The organism is Aerolutibacter ruishenii, assembly GCF_007830115.1.
Taxonomy (GTDB): Bacteria; Pseudomonadota; Gammaproteobacteria; order Xanthomonadales; family Xanthomonadaceae; genus Aerolutibacter; species Aerolutibacter ruishenii.
Map to the genome: position 1 here is coordinate 22,564 of NZ_VLKP01000002.1, position 26,453 is coordinate 49,016.

Consider the following 26,453-nt stretch of genomic DNA (forward strand, 5'->3'; position numbering starts at 1 on the left):
GCAGGGCGATGGGTAAATGTCGCGCTGCCCATCAAGCCGGTTGCAGGTTGGCGTACGCCAGCACCAGCCACTTGCTGCCGGCGTCATCGAAATTGACCTGCACCCGCGCGTGGGCACCGCTGCCCTCGTAGTCGACCACGGTGCCCGTGCCGAAACTGGGGTGGCGCACCTGCGCGCCCAGCTTGACCGGCGGCGCCTCCAGCGACGCATGCCCGCGCCCACCGGCAGGGAACGCGCGCGGCGCGCTGCCATGCACCGGCCGCGACACCTGCACCTTGGGCCGCACCTCGTGCAGCAGGTGCGACGGGATCTCGCGCAGGAAGCGCGACGGCATGCCGTACATGTCCTGGCCGTGCAGGCGCCGGCTTTCGGCATAGCTGAGCACCAGCTTCTGCCGTGCGCGGGTGATGCCCACGTAGGCCAGCCGCCGCTCCTCCTCCAGCCGGCCGGATTCCTCGCTGGACTTGGCGCTGGGAAACAGCCCCTCCTCCATGCCGCCGAGGAACACCAGGGGGAACTCCAGGCCCTTGGCGCTGTGCAGGGTCATCAGCTGCACGCCTTCCTCGCCGGCCTGGGCCTGGCCTTCGCCGGCCTCCAGCTGCGCGTAGCTGAGGAAGGCGATCAGTTCAGGCATCGCCGCATCCACCTCGTCGTCGCCGCGGGTGAAGCGCGAGGCCACCGACACCAGTTCATCGAGGTTGTCCACGCGCGAGTCGAGCTGGCCGCGCGACTCGTTGAAGTAGTGGTCACGCAGGCCGGAACGGATCAGTGCGTGGTCGATCTTCTCCGGCAGGGTCATGTGCTGTACGTCGGTGTCGATCGCATCGAGCAGGGTGAGGAAGCCGCCCAGTGCGTTGCGTGCACGCGCGGTCATGCCGCCTTCGTCGACGATGCGGCGCGCGGCGTCCCACAGTGCCACGGCATCAGCGCGCGCGCGGCGTCGCACTTCGTCCAGCGTCTTCTCGCCGATACCGCGCGCCGGGGTGTTGACCGCGCGCTCGAACGCCGCGTCGTCGCTGCGGTTGGCGATCAGGCGCAGGTAGGCGAGCGTGTCCTTGATTTCGGCGCGTTCGAAGAAGCGCATGCCGCCGTACACGCGGAACGGCACCTGCTCGGCCAGCAGCAGCTCTTCGAACGCGCGCGACTGTGCATTGCTGCGGTAGAGCACGGCGCAATCACCGTAGCTGCCGCCGTCGCGCACCCATTGGCGGATGCGTTCGACCACGAAGCGCGCCTCGTCCATCTCGTTGTACGCGGCGTACAGGTCGATCGGCTCGCCCTCGCCGGTATCGGTCCACAGTTTCTTGCCGAGACGATCGGGGTTGTGCGCGATCACCGCGTTGGCGGCATTGAGGATGTTGGCGCTGGAGCGGTAGTTCTGCTCCAGGCGGATGGTCTGCGCACCGCCGAAATCCTTGAGGAAGCGCTGCACGTTCTCCACCTTGGCGCCGCGCCAGCCGTAGATGGCCTGGTCGTCGTCGCCGACCACGAACACGTGCCCCGTGTCGCCCGCGAGCACGCGCACGAACGCGTACTGGATGGCGTTGGTGTCCTGGAACTCGTCGACCAGGATCTCGCTGAAGCGGTGCCGGTAGTGCGCCAGCAGGGCCGGGTTGTCGCGCAGCAGCTCGTGCGCGCGCAGCAGCAGCTCGGCGAAGTCGACCAGGCCGGCGCGTTCGCAGCGCTCCTGGTAGGCCTCGTAGGCGCGGCGCATCACGTCGGCCCACGGGTCGTTGCTGGCCTGGATGTGCTGCGGGCGACGGCCCTCGTCCTTCTGCGCGTTGATCCACCACGCGATCTGCCGCGGCGGGAATCGCACGTCGTCCAGCTCGAGCTGCTGCACCACACGCTTGACCAGGCGCAGCTGGTCGTCGCTGTCCAGCACCTGGAAGCCTTCGGGCAGCTTGGCGTCCTGCCAGTGCAGGCGCAGCAAGCGGTGCGCGAGGCCGTGGAACGTGCCAACCCACATGCCGCGCGCGCCGTGGCGCAGCTGCGCATCCAGGCGGTGGCGCATCTCGCCTGCGGCCTTGTTGGTGAAGGTCACCGCGAGGATGCCGTGCGTGGGCACGCCGTGGACTTCGTTCAGCCAGGCGATTCGGTGGGTGAGCACGCGGGTCTTGCCGGAGCCGGCGCCGGCCAGCACCAGGTAGTGGCCGGGCGCCGCGGACACGGCCTCGCGTTGCGCCGGGTTCAGCGCGTCAAGCAGGTGGGAGACATCCATCGCACCATTCTACCGGGCGCGGTGGTCCACCAGCCGAATGCGGCGCCATGCAGCCCACATGCCGCAAGCTGCGGCATGCTTCCGGCTCGGCGGTGGCTCAGTGGTGCGCTTCGTGCTCGCGCTTGGCCGAAACACCGGTCATCAGCTTGTCGGTGTAGGCGATGCCGATCGCCGACAGGATGAACACGCAGTGGATGATGGTCTGCCACATCACCCCGGTGGCACTGGCCTTGGTGCACAGCACGCCGGCCTCGACCGCACCGCACATCGGCAGGCCCAGCTGCCCGGCCTCGATGAAGGTCTTGAGCAGGTGGATCGAGGAGATGCCGATGATCGCCATCGCCAGCTTCACCTTGAGCACGCTGGCGTTGACATGGCTCAGCCACTCCGGCTGGTCCGGATGGCCTTCCAGACGCAGGCGGGACACAAAGGTTTCGTAGCCGCCGACGATCACCATCACCAGCAGGTTGGAGATCATGACCACGTCGATCAGGCCGAGCACGATCAGCATGATGCCCTGCTCGGTGAGCGAGGTGGCACTCCGGATCAGGAGCCACAGTTCATGCAGGAACAGGTACACATATACGCCCTGCGCCGCGATCAGGCCCAGGTACAGCGGCAACTGCAGCCAGCGCGAGCTGAAGATCAGGGCGGGCAAGGGGTTGAGCGTGGGGCGCGGCTGGGACATGGGGGCGGTTCGGGGCGTGAAAGGCGCCTAGGGTAACGGTCGGCCCGGCCTTCGCCAACGGACACCACGGCTCGGCCGGCCATGGCCTCAGCGCGTACACTCGCCGTTCCCCCCGCCCGGAGCCACGCCATGATCGATCTGTACTACTGGCCCACGCCCAACGGCCACAAGATCACGATCTTCCTCGAGGAGGCCGGCCTGCCCTACACCGTGCACCCGGTGGACATCGGCGCCGGCGACCAGTTCAAGCCGGAGTTCCTCGCGTTTTCGCCCAACAACAAGATGCCGGCGATCATCGACCGTGCGCCCGCCGACGGCGGCGCGCCGATCAGCGTGTTCGAATCCGGCGCGATCCTGCAGTACCTGGCGGGTAAGACCGGGCGCTTCCTGCCCGCCGATGCCCGCGCACGCATCGAAGCCAACGAGTGGCTGTTCTGGCAGATGGCCGGACTGGGGCCGATGACCGGCCAGTACGGGCACTTCCATGTCTACGCCCCGGAGCCCATCGCCTACGCCAGGGACCGCTACCGCAACGAGGTCCTGCGCCTGCTCGGTGTGCTCGACCGCCGCCTGCAGGGCCGCGCGTTCGTGGCCGGCGACGAGTACACCATCGCCGACATGGCCATCCACCCGTGGGTCAACGCCTACGACAAGGCGCCGCTGGACCTGTCCGGGTTCCCCGATCTCATCCGCTGGCACGCCGCGGTCGCCGCGCGCCCCGCCGTGCAACGCGCCTACGCGCTGGGCGAGCAGTACGGCGCGCAACGCGAAATGACCCCCGAAATGCGCAAGCACCTGTTCGGAACCCCGACCCCGTAACCCATGAACGACACCCTTCGCCGCGGCCTTGCCGCCAGCCTGCTCGCCATGTCGATGATCGCCCCCGCCGCCGTTGCCGCCACTACCGCGCCGGCCTCCGGCAAGCTCACCCTTGAAGCCATCACCGGCAGCACGTCGCTGTCCGGCCCCAGCCTGATGAAGGCCAAGGTCGCACCCGACGGCAGCCGCGTGACCTTCCTGCGCGGCAAGGATGCGGACAAGAACCGCCTTGACCTGTGGGCCTACGACATCGCCACCGGCACCACCGCGCTGCTGGTCGACTCCAACGACGTGCTGCCCGGCGCAGAGGTGCTCAGCGACGAGGAGAAGGCGCGCCGCGAACGCCAGCGCATCGCCGCGCTCAGCGGCATCGTCGACTACCAATGGTCGCCGGATGGCAAGCAGCTGCTGTTCCCGCTGGGCGGCGAGCTGTACCTGTACGACCTGGCCAAGCCGGGCAAGGCCGGCGTGCGCAAGCTCACCCATGGCGAAGGTTTCGCCACCGACCCGAAGCTCTCGCCCAAGGGCGGCTTCGTCAGCTTCATCCGCGAGCGCAACCTGTGGGTGATCGACCTGGCCACGGGCAAGAGCGCGCAGCTGACGAAGGACGGCAGCGCGGTGATCGGCAACGGCGTGGCCGAATTCGTCGCCGACGAGGAGATGGACCGCCACACCGGCTACTGGTGGGCGCCGGACGACAGCGCCATCGCCTTCGCCCGCATCGACGAAAGCCCGGTGCCGGTGCAGAAGCGCTACGAGGTCTACCCGGACCGCACCGAGGTGGTCGAGCAGCGCTATCCCGCCGCTGGCGACAAGAACGTATTGATGCAACTGGGCGTGGTCGCGCCCAAGCCCGGCGCCAGGCCCACGTGGATCGACCTGGGCCAGGAGGCGGACATCTACCTGGCGCGCGTGGACTGGCGCGATGCGAGGCACGTGACCTTCCAGCGCCAGTCGCGCGACCAGAAGCGGCTGGACCTGGTGGAAGCCGACCTCGCCAGCGGCAGGCAGCACGTGCTGCTGACCGAGAACAGCAAGACCTGGGTGCCGCTGCACAACGATCTGCGTTTCCTCAAGGACGGCCGCCTGCTGTGGAGCAGCGAGCGCAGCGGCTTCGAGCACCTGTACCTGATCGGTACCGACGGCGCCGCCACCGCACTGACCACTGGCGAGTGGCCGATCGATGCGCTGCTGGCGGTCGACGAGGCCGCGGGCTTCGCCTACTTCAGCGCCGGCAAGGACACTCCGCTGGACGTGCAGGTGTACCGGGTACCGCTGGCCGGCGGCGCCATCGAGCGCCTGTCCAAGGTCGATGGCATGCACAACGCCACGTTTGCCGCCAACGCCAGTGTGTACGTGGACAGCTGGTCCAACCCGACCACGCCGCCGCAACTGCAGTTGTTCCGCAACGACGGCACGGCCATCGCCACGCTGCTGGCCAACGACCTGGCCGACGCCAAGCATCCCTATGCGCCCTACCGCGATGCGCAACGCCCGGTGGAATACGGCACCCTCACCGCCGCCGACGGCCGCACGCCGCTGCATTACAGCGTGATCAAGCCCACCGGCTTCGACCCGAAGAAGCAGTACCCGGTCGTGGTCTACGTCTACGGCGGCCCCGCCACGCAGACCGTGACCCGCGCCTGGCCCGGCCGCGGCGACCACTGGTTCAACCAGTACCTGGCGCAGCAGGGTTACGTGGTGTTCTCTCTGGACAACCGCGGCACCCCGCGCCGCGGCGCGGCGTTCGGCGGCGCGCTGTACGGCGTGCAGGGCACGGTGGAAGTGGCGGACCAGCTGGCCGGCGCGAAGTGGCTGCAGAACCAGTCGTGGGTCGATGGCAAGCGCATCGGCGTGTACGGCTGGTCCAACGGCGGCTACATGACCCTGATGCTGCTGGCCAAGGCCTCGGATCGCTACGCCTGCGGCGTGGCCGGTGCACCCGTCACCGACTGGGGCCTGTACGACACCCACTACACCGAGCGCTACATGAACCTGCCGGCGGCCAACCCGGACGGCTACCGCGACGGCCGCGTGCTCACCCACATCGACGGCCTCACGTCGCCGCTGCTGCTGATCCACGGCATGGCCGACGACAACGTGCTGTTCAGCAACTCCACCGTGCTGATGAGCGCGCTGCAGAAGCGCGCGCAGCCGTTCGAGCTGATGACCTACCCGGGCGCCAAGCACGGTCTCACTGGCGCCGACCTGCTGCACCGCTTCCGCCTGACCGAGGACTTCTTCGGGCGTTGCCTGAAGCCGGCCGCACGTTGATGCAACACGCCGCCGGGGCGCCCCGCCCCGGCGGCGAGCACGCGCAGGCGGTGACGGGTGACTTCCGGCGGTCGCGACCGTGACCTTCGGCCGATGACCCCCTCTGCCTCCAACGGCGATGCTGGGGCCTTTCCGCCCGGGGCCACCCACATGACCAAGCCGCTCGCCCTTGCCATCGCCGTAGCGCTGCTCGCTCCGGTGCCGGCCTTCGCCACGGCCGCACAACTCGCGCCAGCCGCCCTCACCGCCACTGCCGCAGCCAACGCACCTGCCGCCAAACCCGCCCCGGCCTGGGTGGCACGCAGCAACGAGTACACCGCGATCCTGCTCAAGGCACAGGGCGAATTCATGCCCGAGCAGCTGTCGTTCTTCGGCATCCCCGGCTACGACGACAAGGCCTTCGATTTCGGCCCCGAGAACGGCAAGCGCTTCCGCGCCGCCACCGCCAAGGCCCGCACCGAGCTGTCGACCAAGCTGCAACTGGAGCGCGATCCCAACGTCCGCCAGGACCTGGAGATCCTGATCAAGGCAGCCGATGACGCGATCGAGGCCAGCGAAGTCAACGAGCGCCTGACCCGGCCGTGGGCCGACGTCGGCCAAGCCGTGTTCCAGGGCATGCAGGGCCTGCTCAGCGACCAGACCCCGCCGGCACGGCGCGCGATGGCGCTAAAGCGCCTGCAACACTACGTCGGCCAGGTGTCCGGCAGCATGCCGCTGGCCACCCAGGCCCGCCAGCGCTACGACGAGCGCCCCGACCCCACGCTGTTGCAGCCCACCCAGCTGTCGGTGCAGCAGTCCATCGACAACCTGCCCGCCTACCTCAAGGGCATCCGCGCGCTGTTCGCCAAATACAAGGTCGAAGGCGCCGACGCCGCACTCGATGCACTGGACCAGCAGCTGACCGACTACGCCGCGTGGTCGAAGGCCAGCGTGCTGCCCACCGCACGCACCACCTACCAACTGCCCGACGAGCTGTACGCGCTGTCGCTGAAGAACGTCGGCATCGACATCGACCCGCGCGTGCTGATCGAGCGTGCGCAGCTGGAGTTCATGGAAACCCGCAACGCCATGCAGCAGATCGCACCGCTGGTGGCGAAGGAAAAGGGCTTCGCCGCCACCGACACCATCGGCGTGATCAAGGCGCTCAAGCACCCGCAGCTGGCCAACGACCAGATCGAGCCGTACTACCGCAACACGGTGATGCCGGAGCTCGACCGCCTGATCGCCAAGCATGACGTTGTGTCCCTGCCGCAACGGCCGATGCAGATGCGCCTGGGCAGCGAGGCCGAGAACGCCGCGCAACCCGCACCGCACTTCCTGCCCGCGCCGCTGGTCGGCAACACCGGCCAGCAGGGCACCTTCGTGCTGCCGCTGGGCAACCCCAACGCCGGTGCCGACGGCGCCTACGACGACTTCAACTACCCCGCTGGCGCGTGGACGCTGACCGCGCACGAAGGCCGCCCCGGCCACGAGCTGCAGTTCACCGCCATGGTCGAGCGCGGCGTGTCGCTGGCGCGCACCTTGTACGCGTTCAACTCGGTCAACGTCGAAGGCTGGGCGCTGTACGCCGAAGCCGAGATGGTCCCGTACGAGCCGCTGGACGGTCAGCTGATCGCGCTGCAGTTCCGCCTGCTGCGCGCCGCGCGTGCCATGCTCGACCCGATGCTCAACCTGGGCCTCACCGATCGCGACACCGCGTTCAAGGTGCTGACCGAGCAGGTCGGCTTCAGCAAGGCGATGGCGCGGCAGGAAGTAGACCGCTACACGGTCAAGGCACCGGGCCAAGCCGGCAGCTACTTCTACGGCTACGCGCGGATCATGCAGCTGCGCGCCGAGACCGAAGTCGCGCTGGGCGACCGCTTCGACCGCAAGGCCTTCAACGACTTCCTGCTGGACCAGGGCCTGCTGCCGCCGGACCAGCTGGCCAAGGCGGTGCGCGAGGTGTTCGTGCCGTCGCAGAAGGCCACGCCGCGGCGCTGATCGCCCGGATGATGGTGCCGGCGTCCACTCAGCGGGCGCCGGCCACGCACGACCGGCCGGTGAGCGGCAGAAGTGCGGGCGTGATGGCGCCGCCCCGTGCCTCCACCGCCAATACGCCCCGCCACACTTCACACCTGCCGGCACATTCCAGCCTGAATGGACGCGCCTGCCCGCGCGGGTGTCTGGCTTCCCCATCACGCGCCACTGCCTATACTTCCGACCAATGTCGGCCCTACGGCACAGTACGCAGGGCATCCGTCGCTCCCCCACGCCGGAACCCCGCATGCTCGATCGCCACAACGTCGCCGTCGTCATCCCCGCCCTCAACGAATCGCTGCGCATCCGCGGCGTGGTCGAATCGGCACTGGGCGAATGCGCGCACGTGATCGTGGTCGATGACGGTTCCGACGACGGCACTGCCGCCTGCATCGCCGACCTGCCGGTCACCGTACTGCGCCACCCCACGCGGCGCGGCAAGGGCGCCAGCCTGCGCACCGGCTTCGCAGAAGCGTTGCAGCGTGGACTGCGCGGCGTGGTGACCATGGATGGCGACGGCCAGCATCGTGCCGAGGACATCCCGCGCCTGCTCGACGCCGCCAACCGCTACCCCGGCCACCTGGTGATCGGCGCGCGGCTGCGCAAGCGCGCGCAGGCGCCGCTGTACCGCAAGCTGGCCAACCGCTTTGGCGACTGGGGCATCGCCTGGGGCACCGGCTACCAGATAGCCGACACCCAGAGCGGCCAGCGCTTCTACCCCGCCGAGGTGTGCGCGCTGCGCGACATCCCCGGCGAGGGCTTCGTGTTCGAGGCGCAGGTGCTGATCTCCGCCGCGCGCCAGCTCGGCACGCACGTGGTATCGGTGCCGATCGAGTCGCGCTACCAGCAGGCCGACGGCAACGAGCAGTTCCGCGCCAGCCATTTCCGTCCGCTGCAGGATCTGGGCCGCATCACCAGCCACGTGGTGGCGCAGGTGCTGCGCCGCGGCGGCATGTGGTCGGTGTACCGCAGCATCCGCGCCCACCCGCCGCTGATTGATGACCCCAACGGCGAGTTCGCTTCGATGATGGCCACGCAGCACACGCCTGCTCCCTGAGCGTTCCGTCCTGGCATCGCACCGCCAGGACGGTCGCGCGCAAGCGACAGCGCGTCGCCCTTTGCCGGCTATTCCTCGATGACGTAGATCGCCACGCCCGCCGCCTGGCGCTGCGTGGTCGGGATGCCCATGCTGCCGTAGACACCCACGTGGCTGCGGTGCACGCCGGTGCCCACGCCGACCGACACCGGTGGCGCGACGCTGCCCACGCCCAGCAGCAGCACGCCGTTGGCGCCCAGCTTGGCGGCCTCGCGGCGCAGGCGCAGGATGGCGGCATCGGTCTGCCCCGACGTGCCGAAACCGATCGCGCTGGAGGACTCCAGCCGCGCGATCTCCTGGAACCGCCTCGGTGCCACGTGGTAGACCTTGACCTGCTCGACCGCGACCGCCGGGCGCGGCGGCGCAAGCATCACCCGGTGGGTGCTGGCGCATCCCCCCACCAGCAGCAGGGTGGACAGGGCGAAGGCGGGCAACAGGCGGCGCGGCAGCATGGCGGCAAGGCTCGGTGGGCTTTGCTGAACATACTCCGCGCACGCGGCTGAACCGGATCCCGCTGGCGCGAAACGACGGCGGGTCCGTGTGGCCGGCCGGCCGGGCGCTTCGGCCCGGTATCATGCCGCCATGACCTCGCCACACCCGACCGCTGGCCGTCCGCCCGTGGCCGACACCCCCTCCCCGCTGCCCACGCCGACCCCGCGCTGGACCGTGGACTACACCGACGCCGACCTCGACGCATTGCTGGCCCGCGACGACACCCTCGCCGTGTTCGGCTTCGGGGCCGATGCGCCACGCCACGGGGATCCGCGCTATCTGCGCGTGTCGTTGCAGCCGCACGGCGCGGCGCCGCTGGAAGTGTGGCGCGTGGCCGGCCCGGTATCGCACGGCCGCGACGGCGGCATTGCCTGGTCCGAGGACGGCGCGCTGCAGTTCGGCGCCATCGAACTGGATGAGCCGCCGGGTGAAGAGGACAGCGACATCGAGCGCACCGCCGAGGCCATCTACCGGCGGCTGCCGGCCTTCCTCGCCGCGCGCGGCTACCCGCACCTGCTGCGGATGTGGAACTACCTCGACGGCATCACCAGCGGCCACGGCGACGACGAGCGCTACCGCCGCTTCTGCGTCGGCCGCGCGCGCGCGCTCGGCACCGTCGACCCGGGCACCCTGCCCGCCGCCACCGCCATCGGCCGCGTGGACGGCGAGCGCCGGATGCAGGTGTACTGGCTGGCGGCGCGCACGCCCGGCACGCCGCTGGAGAACCCGCGCCAGGTCAGCGCCTGGCGCTACCCACGCCAGTACGGTCCGCAGCCGCCCGGCTTCGCCCGCGCCATGCTGCCGCCGGACGGCAGCGCGATGCCGCTGATGCTGTCGGGCACCGCGGCCATCGTCGGCCACGAGTCGCAGCACCGCGATTCGGTCGAAGCGCAACTGGACGAGGTGCTGGTCAACCTCGACCACCTGGTCGACCGCGCGCGCCAGCAGCGCCCGGAGCTGCCCGAGACCTTCGGTCCCGGCACGCGGCTGAAGGTGTACGTGCGCGACGCCGCCGAGTTGCCGCATGTCGCCCAAGCGCTGGCCACGCGCCTGCCGCCGTCGGTGTCGCGCATCGTGCTGCACGGCGCGGTATGCCGCCGCGAACTGCGTGTGGAGATCGACGGCGTGCACGGCCACTGAGCCGCGTTCCCCAAAACCGCCACAGCCCGTGCCGATGCGGCATGATCACGCCATCGGCGCACGCGCCTTCGTCAAGGAGACTTCCGGATGGGATTGATCAGCCTGCTGTGGGGCATCGTGGCGATGCTGTGGATGATCGTCGCGCTCATTCCGCTGCTGGGATGGGGCAACTGGTTCCTGATTCCGTTCGCGGCCATCGGCGCGATCATTGCCGCGCTCGGCGTCCTGCTGACCGCGCCGGGCCAGCGCGGCCGGGCGAAAGCCGGGCTGGTGCTCAACGGGCTGGTGATCGTGGTCGGCATCGTCCGCCTGGGGATCGGCGGCGGCGTGATCTGAGCACGGCAGGCTCCCGGGCGGCCACGTCCGGCCCGCCCGGCGCCCATGCACGCCACGATGATCGCCCCGGCCGCCACGCGACCGGGGCGATCATCCACCCACGGGGATCAGGCCTTCTTCGCCCAGGCGCTGCACCAGCCCTTGGCGGCCACCGTGTTCTGCGGGAACAGGGTGCACGGCCCGTATGCCTGGCCCTTGGCGCCCTTGTACAGGGTGCAGTTGGCGCAGTTGCTGCCGGCCTTGAACACCGGGTGCTTCACCGCGGCCGCGTTCTCGGTGTAGGCCAGGGCCTTGGCCTGCGGGTTGGCGAGGGTCAGCTTGGGCAGTGCGGCGGGGGCGGCCTCGGCAGGCAGCGCCTTCAGCACCAGCGGAATGGCCGCGGCAGCGGCGGAATAGGCGAGGAAACGGCGACGACCGGGGTTGCTGAGATCCATGGCTGGGAACAGAGAGTGGCTAGGATGGCCTTACTTTAACCATCGGCCAGATGGGCGCATTGACCCTCGTCAAATGAGGGCCGCGCGCGAGGCGTACAATTCACGGCCATGAGCTACCCCTTCACGCGCCCGCGGCGGATGCGCCGCGACGAGTTCTCGCGCCGGCTGATGCGCGAGACGGTCCTCACCGCCAACGACCTGATCTACCCGGTCTTCGTCCACGAGCTGAAGGGGCGCGAGGCCGTCGCCTCCATGCCCGGCATCGAACGCCTGTCGATCGACGAGCTGCTCAAGGTCGCCGAGCAGGCCAGCGAGCTGCGGGTACCGGCACTGGCCTTGTTCCCGGTCACCGCGCCTGACGCCAAGTCGCTGACCGCCGAGGCGGCGTGGCAGGACGACGGCCTGTGCCAGCGCGCCGTGCGTGCGTTGAAGGAGCGCTTCCCGCAGCTGGGCGTGATCACCGACGTCGCGCTGGACCCCTACACCGTGCACGGCCAGGACGGCCTGCTGGACGACAACGGCTACGTGATGAACGACGAGACCGTCGAGGCGCTGGTCAAGCAGGCGCTTTCGCACGCGCGTGCCGGTGCCGACGTGGTCGCTCCCAGCGACATGATGGACGGCCGCATCGGCGCCATCCGCGGCGAGCTGGAGGGCGAAGGCCACATCCATACCCGCATCCTGGCCTACAGCGCCAAGTACGCCAGCGCGTTCTACGGCCCGTTCCGCGACGCGGTCGGCAGCGCCGGCGCGCTGGGCAAGGGCAACAAGTACACCTACCAGATGGACCCGGCCAACTCGGACGAGGCCATGCGCGAGATCGCGCTGGACCTGGACGAAGGCGCCGACATGATCATGGTCAAGCCGGGCCTGCCGTACCTGGACATCGTGCGCCGCGCCAAGGACGAGTTCGGCGCGCCCACCTTCGTCTACCAGGTCAGCGGCGAGTACGCGATGCTCAAGGCCGCCGCGCTCAACGGCTGGATCGACGAGCGCGGCTGCGCGCTGGAGGCGCTGACCAGCATCAAGCGCGCCGGTGCCGATGGCGTGCTGACCTACTTCGCGCTGGATGCGGCGCGGTGGTTGCGCGAGGCAGGTTGATGCAAGCGGCACCCGTCCCCGCGTCGCCGCGGGGACGATGGCGCCATGCCACTTACCCGGCACACCCGCGCTTGCCCGTCCCTGCCGGCGCCTTCATCCGGTACAGATCCAGCCCGCCGGCGCGCGGCGCGCGCGCACTGCCGCTCACCAGCAGCTCACCGGGCTTGTTCCACTCCACCACTGGCCCGAGCGTGGTCGCGGTATCGGTGTTGAACGACAGCTTCAAGGGCGCGATGCCCGCATAGCGCTGGCCATCGCACTGCGCCAGCTGCAACTGGACCGGTTTCGCCGTCGCGTCGGCCGAACGCGCGAACACGATCGCCTCGCCGTCGCCCAGCCACGCGCCATCGAACTCGTCGTCGCGGGTGTTCACGCCGGGCACCGGCTTGACGTCGCCGAAGGCCTTGCCATCCCAGCGCGCGAAGAACAGGTCGTGGCGGCCGGCGCCGCCGTGCCCGTTGCTGGCGAACATCAGCAGTGCGACGTCCCGGCCAAGGGTCGGCGCCCACTCATCGCCAGCGGTGTTGACCCCCGCACCGAGGTTCTCCGGCTTGCCGTGGCCGCCGCCGCGCACCGCGACCCGGTACAGGTCGTCACCGCCTTGTCCGCCTTTGCGGTTGCTGGAGAAGTACAGCCAGCGCCCATCGGCGCTGAACATCGGGTCGAACTCCTTGGCCCTGGTGTTGAGCGCCAGCGGCGCGGGGTCCTGCCAGCGGCCGTCCTTGCGCGTGGCCTGCCACAGGTCGCCGCTGCCGGGGCCGCCTTCGCGGTCGGGGCTGCCCCAGACGATGCGTTGGCCATCGGGGCTGACCGTGCCGTGCATCTCGCTGGCCCTGGTCGAGACCACGCCCATGCCTTCGATGCCGAATTCGGCCAGTGCGTACGCGGCGCCGCCAAGCAGCAACAGCGGGAGTAGACTGAAACCAGCGAAGGCCGGGTTGCGCTTCATCGTGCGTCTCCTGGGTACGTGTCACGCACTCTAGCGAGGGAATTGCCATGTCGAATCCGAACGCCGTTGCAAAACGTTTCGCGGTCATCGGCCATCCGGTTGCCCACTCCTTGTCACCGCGCATCCACGCCGCGTTCGGACGACAGACCGGTATTCCGCTGGAGTACACCGCGATCGACGCGGCGCCGGAGGACTTCGACGCGGCCCTGGCCGCCTTTGCCGCCGAAGGTGGCGTGGGCGCCAACGTGACCCTGCCGCACAAGGAACACGCGGCCAGCATCTGCAACCACCTGACCGAGCGCGCGCGACGCGCGGGTGCGGTCAACACCCTGGTCCGCACCGCCACCGGCTGGGACGGCGACAACACCGACGGCGCCGGCCTGGTCCGCGACCTGACCGAGCGCCACAGCCGCGACCTGCGCGGGCGCAAGGTGCTGCTGATCGGCGCAGGCGGCGCGGCACGCGGCGTGGCCCCGACCCTGCTTGAAGCGGGCATCGCCAGCCTGTATATCGTCAACCGCACCGCCAGCCGGGTGGATGCGCTGGCCGATGCGCTGGGCGACCCGCAGCGCGTGCACCCGCGCTACTTCGACGACATCGGCGCGCTGGGCAACTTCGACCTGATCATCAACGCCACCTCCGCCGCACGCGGTGGCGGCCTGCCGCCGTTGCCCAGCACCTTGCTGGCGCCACGCTGCGATGCGGTTGACCTGAGCTATGGCGAAGTCGCCATTCCGTTCCTGGCGTGGGCGCGTGCCTCTGGTGCCCACCTGGTGATCGACGGACTGGGCATGCTGGTCGAGCAGGCGGCGGAAAGCTTCCAGCGCTGGCATGGCGTTCGCCCGTACACCGACGAGGTCTACGCTGCGTTGCGCGAACGCGATGATTCGTTGATTACCGCTGACTAAGACAGCCATGGATGGCAGTGCGCGCTGCGGCGCGTGCTGCACCACGCTCTCCATCACGCGCCCTTCCCGGGCATGCCGCATGGCAAGCCGGCGGGCCCGCCGTGCGCACGGCGGGATCCCGCGCAAGCGTCGTCGCGTCAGCGCACGATAACCGAGGAGGCGCCGTCGCCCATGCCCAGGTAGCGGTCCTTCAAGCGAACATAGTGGCCGGCGCTGTACTGCAGGTTTTCCAGCTCGCGCTCGCTCAGCTTGCGCGCGAACCGCGCCGGACTCCCCAGCCACAGCTCGCCCTCGCCCACCACCTTGCCCGGCGACACCACCGCGCCGGCGCCGACGAAGCCGAAACGCTGCACGTGGCAGCCGTCCAGCAGCCGGGCGCCCATGCCGATCAGCGCGAACTCGTCGATGGTGCAGGCATGGACGATAGCGCCATGGCCAATGGTCACGTCATTGGCGATCAGCGTCGGCAGCCCACCCGGGCGGGTGTACGGCCCCTCGTGGGTGACGTGGACGATGGTGCCGTCCTGCACGTTGGTGCGCGCGCCGATGCGGATATGGTTCACGTCGCCACGGATCACGCAGCCGGGCCAGATCGATGCGTCGTCGCCCAGCACCACATCGCCGATCACGGTGGCCGCGGGATCGACGTACACGCGCTCGCCGACGACGGGGAAATGCTCGAGGTAGGGGCGCATGGTCATGGCGGGATTTTACGCCCGGGCGGGGAACGGGTGCCGCCGCGCCCGGTGCGGACGATCGGACTACACTCGCCCGTATGGACATAACCGCCGACACCACGCCCCAGGAACTGGCCGCCACGCGCGAGCGCCTGCGAGTGGCGTGGCAGGCCCACAAGCCCGACCTGGCCCAGCGCCGCCGCGACCTGTCGCGCCTGCGCGACGCCTTCCGCGCCGCGGTGCCGGCGATGGACGCGGCGATCCGCGCGGACTTCGGCCACCGCTCCAAGCACGAGAACCTGATCTCCGAGGCCATGGTGACGCTGACCGAGATCGACCATGCGCTGCGCCACCTGCGCCGCTGGACGCGTCCGCAGCGTGTCGCGGTGGGCTGGAAGCTGTGGCCGGCTAGCGCCGAGTTGCGCCACGAGCCGGTCGGCGTCGTCGGCATCATCGCGCCGTGGAACTACCCGGTGAACCTGGCGCTGGTGCCGCTGGTCTCGGCGATTGCCGCGGGCAACCACGTGTACCTCAAGCCGTCCGAACACACGCCGCGCACCAGCGCATGGCTGCGCCAGTTGTTGGCCGACGTGTTCCCCACCGACCGCGTGGCCGTGGCCCTGGGCGACTCGGAGGTGGGTGCCGCCTTCGCCGCGCTGCCCTTCGACCACCTGCTGTTCACCGGCTCGACCGCAGTGGGGCGCAAGGTGATGGCCACGGCCGCGCCCAACCTGACGCCGGTGACGCTTGAACTGGGCGGCAAGGCACCTGCGGTGGTCTGCGCCGACTTCCCGATCGGTACCGCCGCCGCGCGCATCGCCACCGGCAAGTGGTTCAACGCCGGGCAGACCTGCATCGGCGTCGATTACGTGCTGGTCGATGCCGCGCGCCGTGACGCACTGGTGCACGCGCTGGTGCATGAGCTGCGCCAACGCTACGGCCCCGACTTCGTCCATACCGATGCCTACACCCGGGTCATCAACGAAAGCCAGTTCCGCCGGCTGCAGGGATACCTGGCCGATGCGCGCGAGCGCGGCCATACGGTCATCGAGCCCTTCGCCGACGCCGCGCACCGGCATGCGGCGCTGATCGAGGACGAACACCTGTTCCCACCGGCGCTGGTGATCGAGCCGGCGGCGGACAGCGACGTCATGCGCCACGAGATCTTCGGACCGATCCTGCCGGTGCTGTCGTACCAGAACCTGGACGAGGCCATCGCGCGCATCAACGCGCTGGAGCGGCCGCTCGCGCTGTACCCGTTCAGCAACGACCAGCGCCGCATCGACCATATCCTGGCCAACGCGCTCGCGGGCGGCGTCACCGTCAACGACACGCTGCTGCACTTCGGCGCGCACAGCCTGCCATTCGGCGGCATCGGCGCCAGCGGCATCGGCGCGATCCACGGCCGGCATGGTTTCGAGACATTCAGCAAGGCGCTGCCGGTACTGCGCCAGCGTCGCTTCGCTGCCAGTGACTGGCTCAAGCCGCCGTACCGTGGCCCCATCGACCGGATGATCCGCTGGCTGTCGAAATAGACGGCCCGTCACACGCTACCGTCACGCAGACGGGCACCGACGCCGCGTTCGTCTGCCTGCTTCAACAGCGCGCCCGCCTGGCGATGAACGCGCTCATTCACTGAACGAACGCAACGCTTCGATCGTCCGCTCCACGCCCACGTCGTCCACGTCGCGGTGCAGCACCAGGCGCACGCGCGGCGTGTAGCCCACCGACACCCGCACTCCGGCAGCCTCCATGTGCGCGCGGAAGCCGTCCGTGCCGCCCGCGACCACGTCGATGAACACCATGTTGGTGTGCTGCGCCGCCAACCGCACCGCCGACATGCCCTCCAGCGCGGCTGCCAGCCGCGCCGCGCGCGCGTGGTCATCGGCCAGCGCGGCCGCGTGGTGGTCCAGCGCATGCAGGCCGGCCGCCGCAAGGATGCCAGCCTGGCGCATGCCGCCACCGGCGACCTTGCGCCAGCGGCGCGCCTGCGCGATCAGCGCCTGCGAGCCCAGCAGCACCGAGCCCACCGGCGCGCCAAGCCCCTTGGACAGGCACACCGACACGCTGTCGAAGTGGCGGACGATGGCGCGCGGCGGCAACCCCAGTGCGACGGCCGCATTGAACAAGCGCGCGCCGTCCAGGTGCAGCGACAGGCCGCGCCGGTCGCACAGTGCGCGCGCCGCGGCGAGGTAGTCCATCGGCAGCACGCGCCCGTGCCAGGTGTTTTCCAGGCACAGCAGCCGCGTCCGCGCGAAATGCGGATCATCGGGCTTGATCGCCTGCTCCACGGCGTCCACCGGCAGGCTGCCGTCGGCGGCCTGCACCAGCGGCTGCGGCTGGATCGAACCCAGCACCGCCGCGCCGCCGCCTTCGTAGCGGTAGGTATGCGCGTCCATGCCGACGATGTACTCGTCGCCGCGCTCGCAATGCGCCAGCAACGCCAGCAGGTTGGACTGCGTGCCGCTGGGTACGAACAGCCCCGCCTCAAAGCCGAGCTCGACAGCCAGCCGGGCCTGCAAGGCATTGACCGTCGGGTCCTCGCCGTACACATCGTCGCCCACCTCGGCGCGGGCCATCGCCTCGCGCATGGCGGGCGTGGGCCGGGTCACGGTATCGCTGCGCAGGTCGATGACGGGCAAGGAGGTGGACATGGCAGGGGCCAACCGCGGATGGAAAATTCCATCATGCCATCGCCCCCGACTAGACTGTGCCGATGAAAATCGCCAGCTGGAACGTCAACTCCCTCAATGTCCGCCTGCCGCACCTGGAGCAGTGGCTGGGGGCCTTCGCGCCGGACATCGTCGGCCTGCAGGAGACCAAGCTGGAAGACAGCCGCTTCCCCGACACGGCGCTGGTCGGTGCCGGCTACCGCAGCGTGTTCGCGGGGCAGAAGACCTACAACGGCGTGGCCATCCTCTCGCGCGAGCCGGCGCAGGACGTGCAGGTCGGCATCCCCGGCTTCGACGACGAGCAGAAGCGGGTGATCGCCGCGACCGTCGGCGGGGTGCGCATCGTCAACCTGTACGTGGTCAACGGCCAGGACGTGGGCACCGACAAATACGCCTACAAGCTGCGCTGGCTGGAGGCGGTGCACGACTGGATCGGGCAGGAGCTGCAGCGCCATCCGGAGCTGGTGGTGCTGGGCGATTTCAACATCGCCCCCGACGACCGCGACGTGCACGACCCCGCGGTGTGGAACGACGAGCACATCCTCACCTCCACCGCCGAGCGCGACGGCCTGCGCCGGCTGTGCGCGCTGGGCCTGCACGATGCGTTCCGCCTGCACAGCCACGAAGCCGGCCTCTTCAGCTGGTGGGATTACCGCCAGGCCGCGTTCCGTCGCAACCTGGGGCTACGCATCGACCTGACGCTGGTCTCGGATGCACTGCGCGCGCGCTGCGTGGCGGCCGGCATCGACCGCGAACCGCGTACCTGGGACCGCCCCAGCGACCACGCGCCCGCCTGGGTGGAACTGGGCGCGTGAATCAGCGCACGCGCCCGCGGCGGAACAGGTTGACGATGCCCAGCAGGACGATCGCGCCGACCAGCGACAACAGCAGGCCGGTGACGGAGAAATTGCCGTCGTTGATGTCGCCGCCGCCCAGGCCCAGCATCCCGCCCAGCCAGCCGCCGATGAACGCGCCGACGATGCCGACGATGACGTTGAGGAAGATGCCCTGTTGGCCGTCGGTCTTCATGACCATGCTGGCCAGCCAACCGATGATGCCGCCGACGATCAGCCAGATGATGATGCCCATGGTGCGTTTCTCCTTGTGATGGTGGAAATGGTGGTGCGGGGTGGATCACATCCCGCGCCGTTGTGGTGGGCGCAGTGTCAGGCGCGGCACGTGATGGCGATGTCTGCAAAATCAGCAACTTGCGTGATGAGAAAGTGAGGACACGCCTACCGTTCATCATCGTGGCGACGGCGTGCAGGCCGCGCCGTCGAGCCCCGGCTTCGCGCATGGCGTGCGTACACTGGCGCGCATGAACCCGCCGACGCCGCAGCCGCTGTCCGACCTGGCCACGACCGCGCCGCACGCGGCATGGCTGCCGCGCGACCGCACGCAAACGGCGCAGGCACAAGCCGGCGCATGGTTGGCGAAAACCCTGTCGCGGCCACCGGCGCAGGTCGCCTTCGAACGCGATGCACACGGTCGCCCGCATCTGCACCCACCGCTGCAGGCCCTGGACTGCAACTGGAGCCACAGCGGCGAGGGACTGCTGGTGGCGGTGGGCGAAGGCATGCGCGTGGGCGTCGACCTTGAATGGGAGCGCCCGCGACCGCGCGCGCTCGCGCTGGCGGAGCGCTTCTTCGCGCCGCAGGAACTGCAATGGCTGCTGGCGCAACCGGAACCCGGACGCGAGCGGCAGTTCCTGCGCCTGTGGTGCGCCAAGGAGGCGGTATTGAAGGCGCACGGCCACGGCCTGTCCTTCGGCCTGCACCGGCTGGTCTTTGCCGAAGGCGACGCTGGCCTGCGCCTGCACGAATGCGATGCCGCACTCGGCGACGCCAATGCCTGGACCGTGCGCGAACTCGTTCCCGCCCCGGGCTACCTCGGCGCACTCGCATGGCGACCCCACGCCGGGTAGGGCACGTGGCGCGACCCTCGCGGGCCACGCGCACCGCTGGTTAGCGCCCCATACCCGCTGCGGTCATACTGCGCACCGCATGAACACCCCCGACCTGCCCGCCGACCTGCGCCCCATGCTGGAGTCCGGCCTCGTCCGCCTCGGCCTGGACCCGGCACTGGCCACCCCGCTGCTGGCCTACCTGGGCCTGCTGGTGCGCTGGAACAAGACCTACAACCTCACCGCCGTGCGCGACCCGCACGAGATGGTGACCAAGCACCTGCTCGACTCGCTGGCGATGCACCCCTACGTCGATGCCATCGCCGCGCGCGGCGGCGCGCTGGCCGACCTGGGCACCGGCGCCGGCCTGCCCGGCATCCCGCTGGCCATCGTCAAGCCGGGCCTGCGCGTGACCCTGGTGGAAAGCAACGGCAAGAAAGCGCGCTTCATGCGCGAAGCCGTGCGCCAGCTGGGGCTGAAGGACGTGCGCGTGGCCGAATCGCGGATCGAGGCCCTGGCCGAGCCGGGAGCCTATGACGCCATCACCGCCCGTGCCCTGGCGACGTTGCCGCTGATCATCGAACTCGGCGGCCACCTGCTCGGGCCCGATGGCGAGCTGCTGGCGATGAAAGGCGTGCACCCGGTTGACGAAATCGCCGGCCTGCCTGCGGGCTGGGCGGTACGCGCCTCGCACCCGCTCGTGGTGCCCGGACTGGTGGGCGAGCGGCACCTGGTGGTGGTTGGGCGCGCGTCCATCGGCTGACCCCCACGCCGCAGCCTCGCGGAGGATGGGGATCCCGGCCACCGCCCCTCGAGGCCCCCCGTGGCCCTTGTGATGTGTACCGCCCCACCGCCCCGGTGTGGCGCCTTGCGGCGCAGCACGCCACACGCGCGCCCCACGCGCGGCCCGCACCGCCAAAACCATCACGTTTTCGCCCGCTCGGCAGCGCCCTGCGGCAGCGTGCATAATCATCTGTCCGGCCCCGCGCCGGACCCTTTCCGTCACTGACCAGGACGAGCCGCATGGCCCGCATCATCGCCGTCGCCAACCAGAAGGGCGGGGTCGGCAAGACCACCACCGCCGTCAACCTGGCCGCCGCCCTGGCCAGGACGCCCAAGCGCGTGCTGCTCGTCGACCTGGACGCGCAGGGCAACGCCACCATGGGCAGCGGCATCGACAAGCGCGAGATCGACGTGTCCATCTGCGACGTGCTGCTGGGCGAGGCCGATGCGGCCAGCATCCTCAAGCGCACCGCCGAGGACTTCGACCTGCTGCCGGCCAACATCGAGCTGACGGCCGCCGAGATCACCCTCATGAACGAGGACGGCCGCGAGCAGCGCCTGAAGACCGCGCTCGCGCCGCTGCGCGCCAACTACGACTTCATCCTGATCGACTGTCCGCCGGCGCTGTCGCTGCTCACGCTCAACGCGCTGACCGCCGCCGACTCGGTGATCGTGCCGATGCAGTGCGAGTACTACGCGCTGGAAGGCATCAGCGCCCTGCTCGACACCATCAACGCACTCAAGGCCCGGCTCAACCCGGCGCTGGAAGTCGAGGGCGTGCTGCGCACCATGTTCGACGTGCGCAACAACCTGGCCAACGCGGTCTCGGCCGAGCTGACCAACCACTTCGGCAACAAGGTGTTCCGCACCATCGTGCCGCGCAACGTGCGCCTGGCCGAAGCGCCCAGCCACGGCCAGAGCATCGTCGGTTACGACCAGGCCAGCCGCGGCGGCATCGCCTACCTGGGCCTGGCCGGCGAAGTGCTGCGTCGCCAGCGCGAGCGCGAGCAGGCCGCCAAGGCCGCGTCGGCCGCTGGCCGGGAGGTCGCGGCATGAGCAACGCCAAGGGGGGCGGCAGCGCCAAGAAGCGCGGGCTGGGCCGCGGACTGGCCGCCCTGCTGGGCCCCGAGGCCGCCGCCGAAGCCCCCGCGCTGGAAGCCGTACCCGGCGACGTGCTGCGCACCCTGCCGGTGGACGCGCTGCAGGCCGGCAAGTACCAGCCGCGCAAGGTGTGGGACGAGGACAAGCTGGCCGAGCTGGCGGAGTCGATCAAGGCGCAGGGCGTGATCCAGCCCATCGTCGTGCGCGACCTGGGTGGCAAGACCTACGAGATCATCGCAGGCGAGCGCCGCTGGCGCGCCAGCAAGCTGGCCGGGCTGGCCGAGATCCCGGTGGTGATCCGCGAGGTGGACGACCGCACCGTGGTCGCCATGGCACTGATCGAGAACATCCAGCGCGAGGACCTCAACCCGCTGGAGGAGGCCAACGCGCTGCAACGCCTCATCGACGAGTTCGACCTGACCCACGCCCAGGCCGCCGAGGCCGTGGGCCGCTCGCGCGTGGCCGTGTCCAACCTGCTGCGCCTGCTGGAACTGTCGCCGGAGATCCGCGTGCTGGTGGAAACCCGCGCGCTGGACATGGGCCACGCCCGCGCCCTGCTGTCGCTGACCCCGCAGGCCGCGATTGCCCTGGCCCGGCAGGCCGCCGAGGCCGGCTGGTCGGTGCGCGAGGTCGAGCACCGCGTGCAGCAGCTGACCGCGGGCATGATCCCGACCAGCAGCAGCGCCCGGGCCAAGCCGGTCAAGGCCAAGCCGCAGGCCGACATCGCCGCGCTGGAGCGCGAACTGTCCGAGTCGCTCGGCACCAGGGTCAACGTACTGCATGGGCGCGGCGGCAAGGGCCGGCTGGTGATTCATTACACCGACCTGGACTCGCTGGAAGGCGTGCTGGAAAAGCTGCGCGGTCCGGTCGAGGCCTGAAGCCCGGCCCCGGCCCAGCTTGCCTTTCCGGCCGGCCCGGCTCGACCGCGCCGGTAACGATAATCGTCGACAATAGCGCGCAACCCACTGCCCCGTATCGCCCACGCCCCGCCGATGCCGCCTGCCAGCCCCCAACTTTCCGTCGTGGTCCCGGTGTTCAACGAGCGCGACAACGTCGCGCCGCTGGTGCACGAAATTACCGCGGCCCTGCGGGGGCGCGCCCCGGCCGACGGTGGCGACTTCGAGATCGTCTATGTCGATGACCATTCGAAGGACGACACGCTGGCCGTGTTGCAGCAACTCAAGACCGAGGTTCCGGAACTGCGCGTGGTGCACCACGTCATCCAGAGCGGGCAGAGCACCGCGATCCGCAACGGGGTGAAGGCCGCGCGTGGCGCGTGGATCGCCACGCTGGACGGCGACGGCCAGAACGACCCGGCCGACATCCCCAAGCTGATCGCCGAGCGCGCCAAGGCCACGCCTGAGGTCAAGCTGTTCGCCGGCTGGCGCGTCAACCGCCAGGACAGCGGCAGCAAGCGCTGGGCGTCGAAGTGGGCCAACGCGATCCGCAGCCGCATGCTGCGTGATGCCACGCCCGACACCGGTTGCGGCATCAAGCTGTTCGAGCGCGAGGCGTTCCTCGACCTGCCGCACTTCAACCACATGCACCGCTACCTGCCGGCGCTGATGCAGCGCGCGGGCTGGAAGACGGTGAGCGTGCCGGTGCACCACCGCCATCGCACCGCGGGCGTGTCCAAGTACAACAACCTCAACCGCGCGCTGGTCGGCATCAGCGACCTGCGTGGCGTGGCGTGGCTGATCAAGCGCGGCAAGGTCACGCGCGTGCAGGAGCTCTGAGCATGCCGGTGGACGCTCTCGCGGTGGACTTCATGAACACGCCGATCGCGTGGCTGGAGTGGACCGGGCTGCACATGTCGCCGTGGAAGCTGATCGGGTTGACCGGCGCGCTGATGTTCGGTGGACGCTGGGTGGTGCAGTTTCTTGCCTCGCGAAGGCATGGCAAGCCGGTGATCCCGCGGCTGTTCTGGTACATGAGCCTGGTGGGCAGCGCGATGACGCTGAGCTACTTCGTGTTCTCGCAGAAGCAGGATTCGGTGGGGGTTATCCAGAACCTGTTTCCGGCGTTTACTGCTGCCTACAGCTTGTACCTGGATATCCGGCATCGCGGTTGGAAGCGCGATCGCGCCAGTCACTGATCAAATCAGGGACTTCGGACGGGGCCGCTGAGCCCAGGGGGCATTGCTCCTCGGCTCCATCGGCACATCCTGTGCCGAGTCGCCGCCGCGGGCCAGTCCGGCCCGGCGCAGCGCGCCGGGCGTTCGATCGGGCCACGCGGCAGTGCCGCGTAAGCGGCCCGCCCTCACCCATGGCCCGCTCTCCGCAATGCCCCATGGACTCACCGTCCCTCAGCTCGTTTGGGTGACCAAACCCCACGAAAGAGCAAATGCGGGACTACCCCCGAGGTGCGAAGATCGGCCTTTCGCCACTGCTGGATGCCGCGCCTCGTGAAGCCTCTGCTGCCCACTCTTCTCGCTCTCCACCTGGCGGTTGCGCCGATCGCCGTGTCCACCGCCGCCACGCCAGCGCCCACAGCCTCGGCCTCGGCATCGGCATCGGCGGCGGATACCCGCTTCGAGGCGATCTACACCAGGGAATGGACCTGGCGCCAGCAGGAAATGGGCGACGCTGACGAGGACAGCGACACCTCCGGCGGCAACACGCGCCTGCCGTCGGTGGACGCGACCAGCCAGCAGGCACGATTGAAGGTGTGGAACGACGTGCTGCACCAGCTCGACACCATCGACGCTGGCAAACTCTCCGCCGAGAACCGCATCAACCTCGCCGTGTATCGCGCGCAGGTGCAGAACCTCGCGGCCGAGGTGCGGCTGGGCGGCTACGAGATGCCGTTCAATTCGGACTCCTCGTTCTGGTCCAACCTCGGCTTCATGGCGCGCACCACCTTCAAGTCCACGAAGGACGCCGAGGCCTACATCGCGCGGCTCAACGACGTGCCGCGCCACTTCGACCAGCAGATCACCAACATGCGCGCCGGGCTGGCCCGCGGCTTCAGCGTGCCGCGCGCGGTGCTGGACGGCCGTGACGTGTCCATCGCGGGCGTCGCCGAACTCAAGGACCCCGAGCAGGCATCGCTGTACGCACCCTTTCGCAAGTTGCCGGCCAACATTCCCGCCGCCGACCAGGCGCGCCTGCGCGCGGCCGCGCGCACCGCCATCCAGGACCGCGTGGTCCCGGCGTTCGGCACGCTGCTCACCTTCTTCCGCAACGAATACGTGCCGAAGGCGCGTACCACGCTGGGCGCCTCGCAGATGCCCGGCGGCGCGGAGTACTACCGCCAGCAGATCCGCGAATACACCACGCTGGACCTCTCGCCCGACGAGGTGCATGCCATCGGCCAACAGGAAGTCGCGCGCATCCAGGCGCAGATGGACGCGATCATCCGCGAAGTCGGCTTCAAGGCGCCGGAAGGCCAGGCCACCTTCCCCGCGTTCCTGCACTTCCTGCGCACCGATCCGCAGTTCTACGTGACCACCCCGCAGGCGCTGCTGGAGCGCGCGGCGTGGATCGCCAAGCGCGTGGACGGCGAAGTCGGCAAGGTGATCGGCACCCTGCCGCGCGGCCGCTTCACCATCATCCCGGTGCCCGACGACATCGCCCCGTTCTGGACCGCCGGTCGCGGCGGCAACGGCACCTACTGGGTCAACACCTACAACCTGCCCTCGCGCCCGCTGTACAACCTGCCGGCGCTGACCCTGCACGAGGCCTCGCCCGGCCATGCGCTGCAGGGCGCATTGGCCGCGGAGCAGACCGGCCAGCCCGATTTCCGTCGCAAGTCCTACATCTCCGCGTACGGCGAGGGCTGGGCGCTGTACACCGAGAAGCTCGGCCAGGAGATGGGTATCTACCAGACCCCGTACGAGGAGTTCGGTCGGCTGACCTACGAGATGTGGCGCGCGGCGCGCCTGGTGATCGACACCGGCATCCACGCCAAGGGCTGGACCCGTGAGCAGGCGCTGGCCTACCTGCGCGACCGCACCGCGCTGAGCGAGCACGAGGTCACCACCGAGGTCGACCGCTACATCTCCTGGCCGGGCCAGGCGCTGAGCTACAAGCTGGGCGAGATCGCCATCGTCAAGCTGCGCGCCGAGGCCGAGCGCGAACTGGGCACGAAGTTCGACGTGAAGGCCTTCCACGACGCCATCCTGCGCCAGGGCTCACTGCCGCTGCCGGTGCTGGAGACCGAGGTTCGCCGCTGGATTGCCGAGGCCAAGGCCTGAATCACCTCACCGCCGGATGAGGTCCGGTGCCACCCGGGCGTGCGTAGAGCGGGCAGGATTGCCCGCGCCCGGCGCTTAAGGCATGGATGCCGTCGCGCCGGCGGAGCACCCCCGGGTGGCGCCGGGCCGACCCGCCACGCCCCAGCAGCCAACCCCGCCCGTCCCCAAAGTTGCCCACAGACAAGGCTTCTGGAATAATGTGCGGCTCACTGTGTCCAGCCTGTCCACAAGGCAAGCACGGCGGAACCCCGGAAGCGCGATTCCGGCCCGCCCGGTTCCAGTGGCCGCTCCGCCCGCACGGGGGGCAGGATCCCACCCGTATCGCGCGCCGCCCGCGGATGTCCACGGCCGGCAGGGCCGCCCGCCTCCCTGGCCAAGGGAAGCACCAACTACCTTTCGAGGTGCGTATGTCCCGAGTTTGCCAAGTAACCGGCAAGCGCACTGTGACCGGCAACAACGTGTCACATGCGATGAACAAGACCCGCCGCCGTTTCCTCCCGAACCTGCATGAGCGCAAGTTCTGGGTTGCCAGCGAAAACCGCTGGGTGAAGCTGCGTGTTTCCACTGCTGCCCTGCGCACCATCGACAAGAACGGCATCGATTCCGTTCTGGCCGACCTGCGTGCCCGCGGCGAAAAGATCTGAGGAG

26 protein-coding genes are annotated in these 26,453 nt (G+C 69.6%); 18 read left to right on the forward strand and 8 right to left on the reverse strand.

Annotated features, from left to right (window positions below; all coding sequences use genetic code 11):
• Positions 1–31: 31 nt before the first annotated feature.
• Both uvrD and IP93_RS02395 read right to left on the reverse strand, forming a co-directional pair.
• Positions 32–2,221, reverse strand: coding sequence for a DNA helicase II (gene uvrD / locus IP93_RS02390; RefSeq protein WP_144811580.1), 2,190 nt, complete (start codon positions 2,219–2,221; stop codon positions 32–34).
• 97 nt (positions 2,222–2,318) lie between these two features.
• The gene (locus IP93_RS02395) at positions 2,319–2,909 is read right to left on the reverse strand and encodes a TIGR00645 family protein (protein ID WP_144811582.1); all 591 of its coding nucleotides are present in this window, start codon (positions 2,907–2,909) and stop codon (positions 2,319–2,321) included.
• Between the two features lie 129 nt (positions 2,910–3,038).
• On the opposite strand from IP93_RS02395, the gene IP93_RS02400 reads away from it, so the two are divergent.
• The 4 genes from IP93_RS02400 to IP93_RS02415 all read left to right on the forward strand — a co-directional run bounded on the left by IP93_RS02400 (position 3,039) and on the right by IP93_RS02415 (position 9,075).
• Complete coding sequence (locus tag IP93_RS02400) at positions 3,039–3,728, forward strand: glutathione binding-like protein (RefSeq protein ID WP_144811584.1); 690 nt, start codon at positions 3,039–3,041, stop codon at positions 3,726–3,728.
• 48 nt (positions 3,729–3,776) lie between these two features.
• On the forward strand, positions 3,777–6,002 hold the full coding sequence (locus IP93_RS02405) for a S9 family peptidase (protein ID WP_242006729.1): 2,226 nt from the start codon (positions 3,777–3,779) through the stop codon (positions 6,000–6,002).
• Between the two features lie 150 nt (positions 6,003–6,152).
• On the forward strand, positions 6,153–7,982 hold the full coding sequence (locus tag IP93_RS02410; RefSeq protein ID WP_144811587.1) for a DUF885 domain-containing protein: 1,830 nt from the start codon (positions 6,153–6,155) through the stop codon (positions 7,980–7,982).
• Between the two features lie 283 nt (positions 7,983–8,265).
• Positions 8,266–9,075: a glycosyltransferase family 2 protein gene (locus IP93_RS02415; RefSeq protein WP_144811588.1), complete on the forward strand. Its 810-nt coding sequence runs from the start codon at positions 8,266–8,268 to the stop codon at positions 9,073–9,075.
• A 68-nt stretch (positions 9,076–9,143) separates the two neighbouring features.
• On the opposite strand, the gene IP93_RS02420 is transcribed toward IP93_RS02415, so the two are convergent.
• Complete coding sequence (locus IP93_RS02420; RefSeq protein WP_144811590.1) at positions 9,144–9,566, reverse strand: hypothetical protein; 423 nt, start codon at positions 9,564–9,566, stop codon at positions 9,144–9,146.
• A 130-nt stretch (positions 9,567–9,696) separates the two neighbouring features.
• Between IP93_RS02420 and IP93_RS02425 the strand changes: the two genes are divergently transcribed.
• Complete coding sequence (locus IP93_RS02425) at positions 9,697–10,746, forward strand: chorismate transformation FkbO/Hyg5 family protein (protein ID WP_242006707.1); 1,050 nt, start codon at positions 9,697–9,699, stop codon at positions 10,744–10,746.
• Positions 10,747–10,833: 87 nt separating this feature from the next.
• Positions 10,834–11,082 (forward strand): hypothetical protein, encoded by a 249-nt coding sequence (locus IP93_RS02430; protein ID WP_144811592.1) that lies wholly within the window; start codon positions 10,834–10,836, stop codon positions 11,080–11,082.
• Positions 11,083–11,189: 107 nt separating this feature from the next.
• On the opposite strand, the gene IP93_RS02435 is transcribed toward IP93_RS02430, so the two are convergent.
• Complete coding sequence (locus IP93_RS02435) at positions 11,190–11,516, reverse strand: high-potential iron-sulfur protein (protein WP_144811594.1); 327 nt, start codon at positions 11,514–11,516, stop codon at positions 11,190–11,192.
• 108 nt (positions 11,517–11,624) lie between these two features.
• Here IP93_RS02435 and hemB point away from each other — a divergent pair, with 108 nt between their 5' ends.
• Positions 11,625–12,617, forward strand: coding sequence for a porphobilinogen synthase (hemB, locus tag IP93_RS02440; protein ID WP_144811596.1), 993 nt, complete (start codon positions 11,625–11,627; stop codon positions 12,615–12,617).
• A 52-nt stretch (positions 12,618–12,669) separates the two neighbouring features.
• On the opposite strand, the gene IP93_RS02445 is transcribed toward hemB, so the two are convergent.
• A complete protein-coding gene (locus IP93_RS02445) occupies positions 12,670–13,566 on the reverse strand; it encodes a TolB family protein (protein ID WP_144811597.1) in 897 nt (298 codons plus the stop codon).
• A 47-nt stretch (positions 13,567–13,613) separates the two neighbouring features.
• Between IP93_RS02445 and aroE the strand changes: the two genes are divergently transcribed.
• A complete protein-coding gene (gene aroE, locus IP93_RS02450; protein ID WP_144811599.1) occupies positions 13,614–14,474 on the forward strand; it encodes a shikimate dehydrogenase in 861 nt (286 codons plus the stop codon).
• A gap of 137 nt (positions 14,475–14,611) precedes the next feature.
• Here the strand turns inward: aroE and IP93_RS02460 are convergent, their stop codons facing one another.
• A complete protein-coding gene (locus IP93_RS02460; protein ID WP_144811601.1) occupies positions 14,612–15,175 on the reverse strand; it encodes a gamma carbonic anhydrase family protein in 564 nt (187 codons plus the stop codon).
• Positions 15,176–15,249: 74 nt separating this feature from the next.
• Between IP93_RS02460 and IP93_RS02465 the strand changes: the two genes are divergently transcribed.
• Positions 15,250–16,686, forward strand: a complete 1,437-nt coding sequence (locus IP93_RS02465) for an aldehyde dehydrogenase family protein (RefSeq protein ID WP_144811602.1) — start codon at positions 15,250–15,252, stop codon at positions 16,684–16,686.
• A 93-nt stretch (positions 16,687–16,779) separates the two neighbouring features.
• Here the strand turns inward: IP93_RS02465 and ltaE are convergent, their stop codons facing one another.
• Complete coding sequence (ltaE, locus tag IP93_RS02470; protein ID WP_144812297.1) at positions 16,780–17,793, reverse strand: low-specificity L-threonine aldolase; 1,014 nt, start codon at positions 17,791–17,793, stop codon at positions 16,780–16,782.
• Positions 17,794–17,867: 74 nt separating this feature from the next.
• Here ltaE and xth point away from each other — a divergent pair, with 74 nt between their 5' ends.
• On the forward strand, positions 17,868–18,638 hold the full coding sequence (gene xth, locus IP93_RS02475; RefSeq protein WP_144811604.1) for an exodeoxyribonuclease III: 771 nt from the start codon (positions 17,868–17,870) through the stop codon (positions 18,636–18,638).
• Position 18,639: 1 nt separating this feature from the next.
• Here the strand turns inward: xth and IP93_RS02480 are convergent, their stop codons facing one another.
• On the reverse strand, positions 18,640–18,912 hold the full coding sequence (locus tag IP93_RS02480) for a GlsB/YeaQ/YmgE family stress response membrane protein (protein WP_144811605.1): 273 nt from the start codon (positions 18,910–18,912) through the stop codon (positions 18,640–18,642).
• A 229-nt stretch (positions 18,913–19,141) separates the two neighbouring features.
• Between IP93_RS02480 and IP93_RS02485 the strand changes: the two genes are divergently transcribed.
• The 8 genes from IP93_RS02485 to rpmB all read left to right on the forward strand — a co-directional run bounded on the left by IP93_RS02485 (position 19,142) and on the right by rpmB (position 26,449).
• Positions 19,142–19,747, forward strand: a complete 606-nt coding sequence (locus IP93_RS02485; protein ID WP_144811607.1) for a 4'-phosphopantetheinyl transferase family protein — start codon at positions 19,142–19,144, stop codon at positions 19,745–19,747.
• 79 nt (positions 19,748–19,826) lie between these two features.
• Positions 19,827–20,489 carry a 16S rRNA (guanine(527)-N(7))-methyltransferase RsmG gene (gene rsmG, locus IP93_RS02490; protein ID WP_144811609.1) on the forward strand — a complete coding sequence of 221 codons (663 nt, stop codon included), beginning with the start codon at positions 19,827–19,829 and terminating at the stop codon, positions 20,487–20,489.
• A gap of 260 nt (positions 20,490–20,749) precedes the next feature.
• Entirely contained in the window at positions 20,750–21,565 is an 816-nt protein-coding gene (locus IP93_RS02495) for a ParA family protein (RefSeq protein WP_144811611.1), read from the forward strand.
• On the forward strand, positions 21,562–22,488 hold the full coding sequence (locus tag IP93_RS02500) for a ParB/RepB/Spo0J family partition protein (protein ID WP_144811612.1): 927 nt from the start codon (positions 21,562–21,564) through the stop codon (positions 22,486–22,488). Before IP93_RS02495 ends, IP93_RS02500 begins: the two co-directional genes overlap by 4 nt.
• A gap of 114 nt (positions 22,489–22,602) precedes the next feature.
• Positions 22,603–23,346: a glycosyltransferase family 2 protein gene (locus IP93_RS02505; protein WP_144811614.1), complete on the forward strand. Its 744-nt coding sequence runs from the start codon at positions 22,603–22,605 to the stop codon at positions 23,344–23,346.
• Between the two features lie 32 nt (positions 23,347–23,378).
• Complete coding sequence (locus IP93_RS02510; protein WP_425480020.1) at positions 23,379–23,705, forward strand: lipid-A-disaccharide synthase N-terminal domain-containing protein; 327 nt, start codon at positions 23,379–23,381, stop codon at positions 23,703–23,705.
• 297 nt (positions 23,706–24,002) lie between these two features.
• Positions 24,003–25,805 (forward strand): DUF885 domain-containing protein, encoded by a 1,803-nt coding sequence (locus IP93_RS02515; RefSeq protein WP_144811615.1) that lies wholly within the window; start codon positions 24,003–24,005, stop codon positions 25,803–25,805.
• A gap of 407 nt (positions 25,806–26,212) precedes the next feature.
• A complete protein-coding gene (gene rpmB, locus IP93_RS02520; RefSeq protein ID WP_144812302.1) occupies positions 26,213–26,449 on the forward strand; it encodes a 50S ribosomal protein L28 in 237 nt (78 codons plus the stop codon).
• Positions 26,450–26,453: the final 4 nt, after the last annotated feature.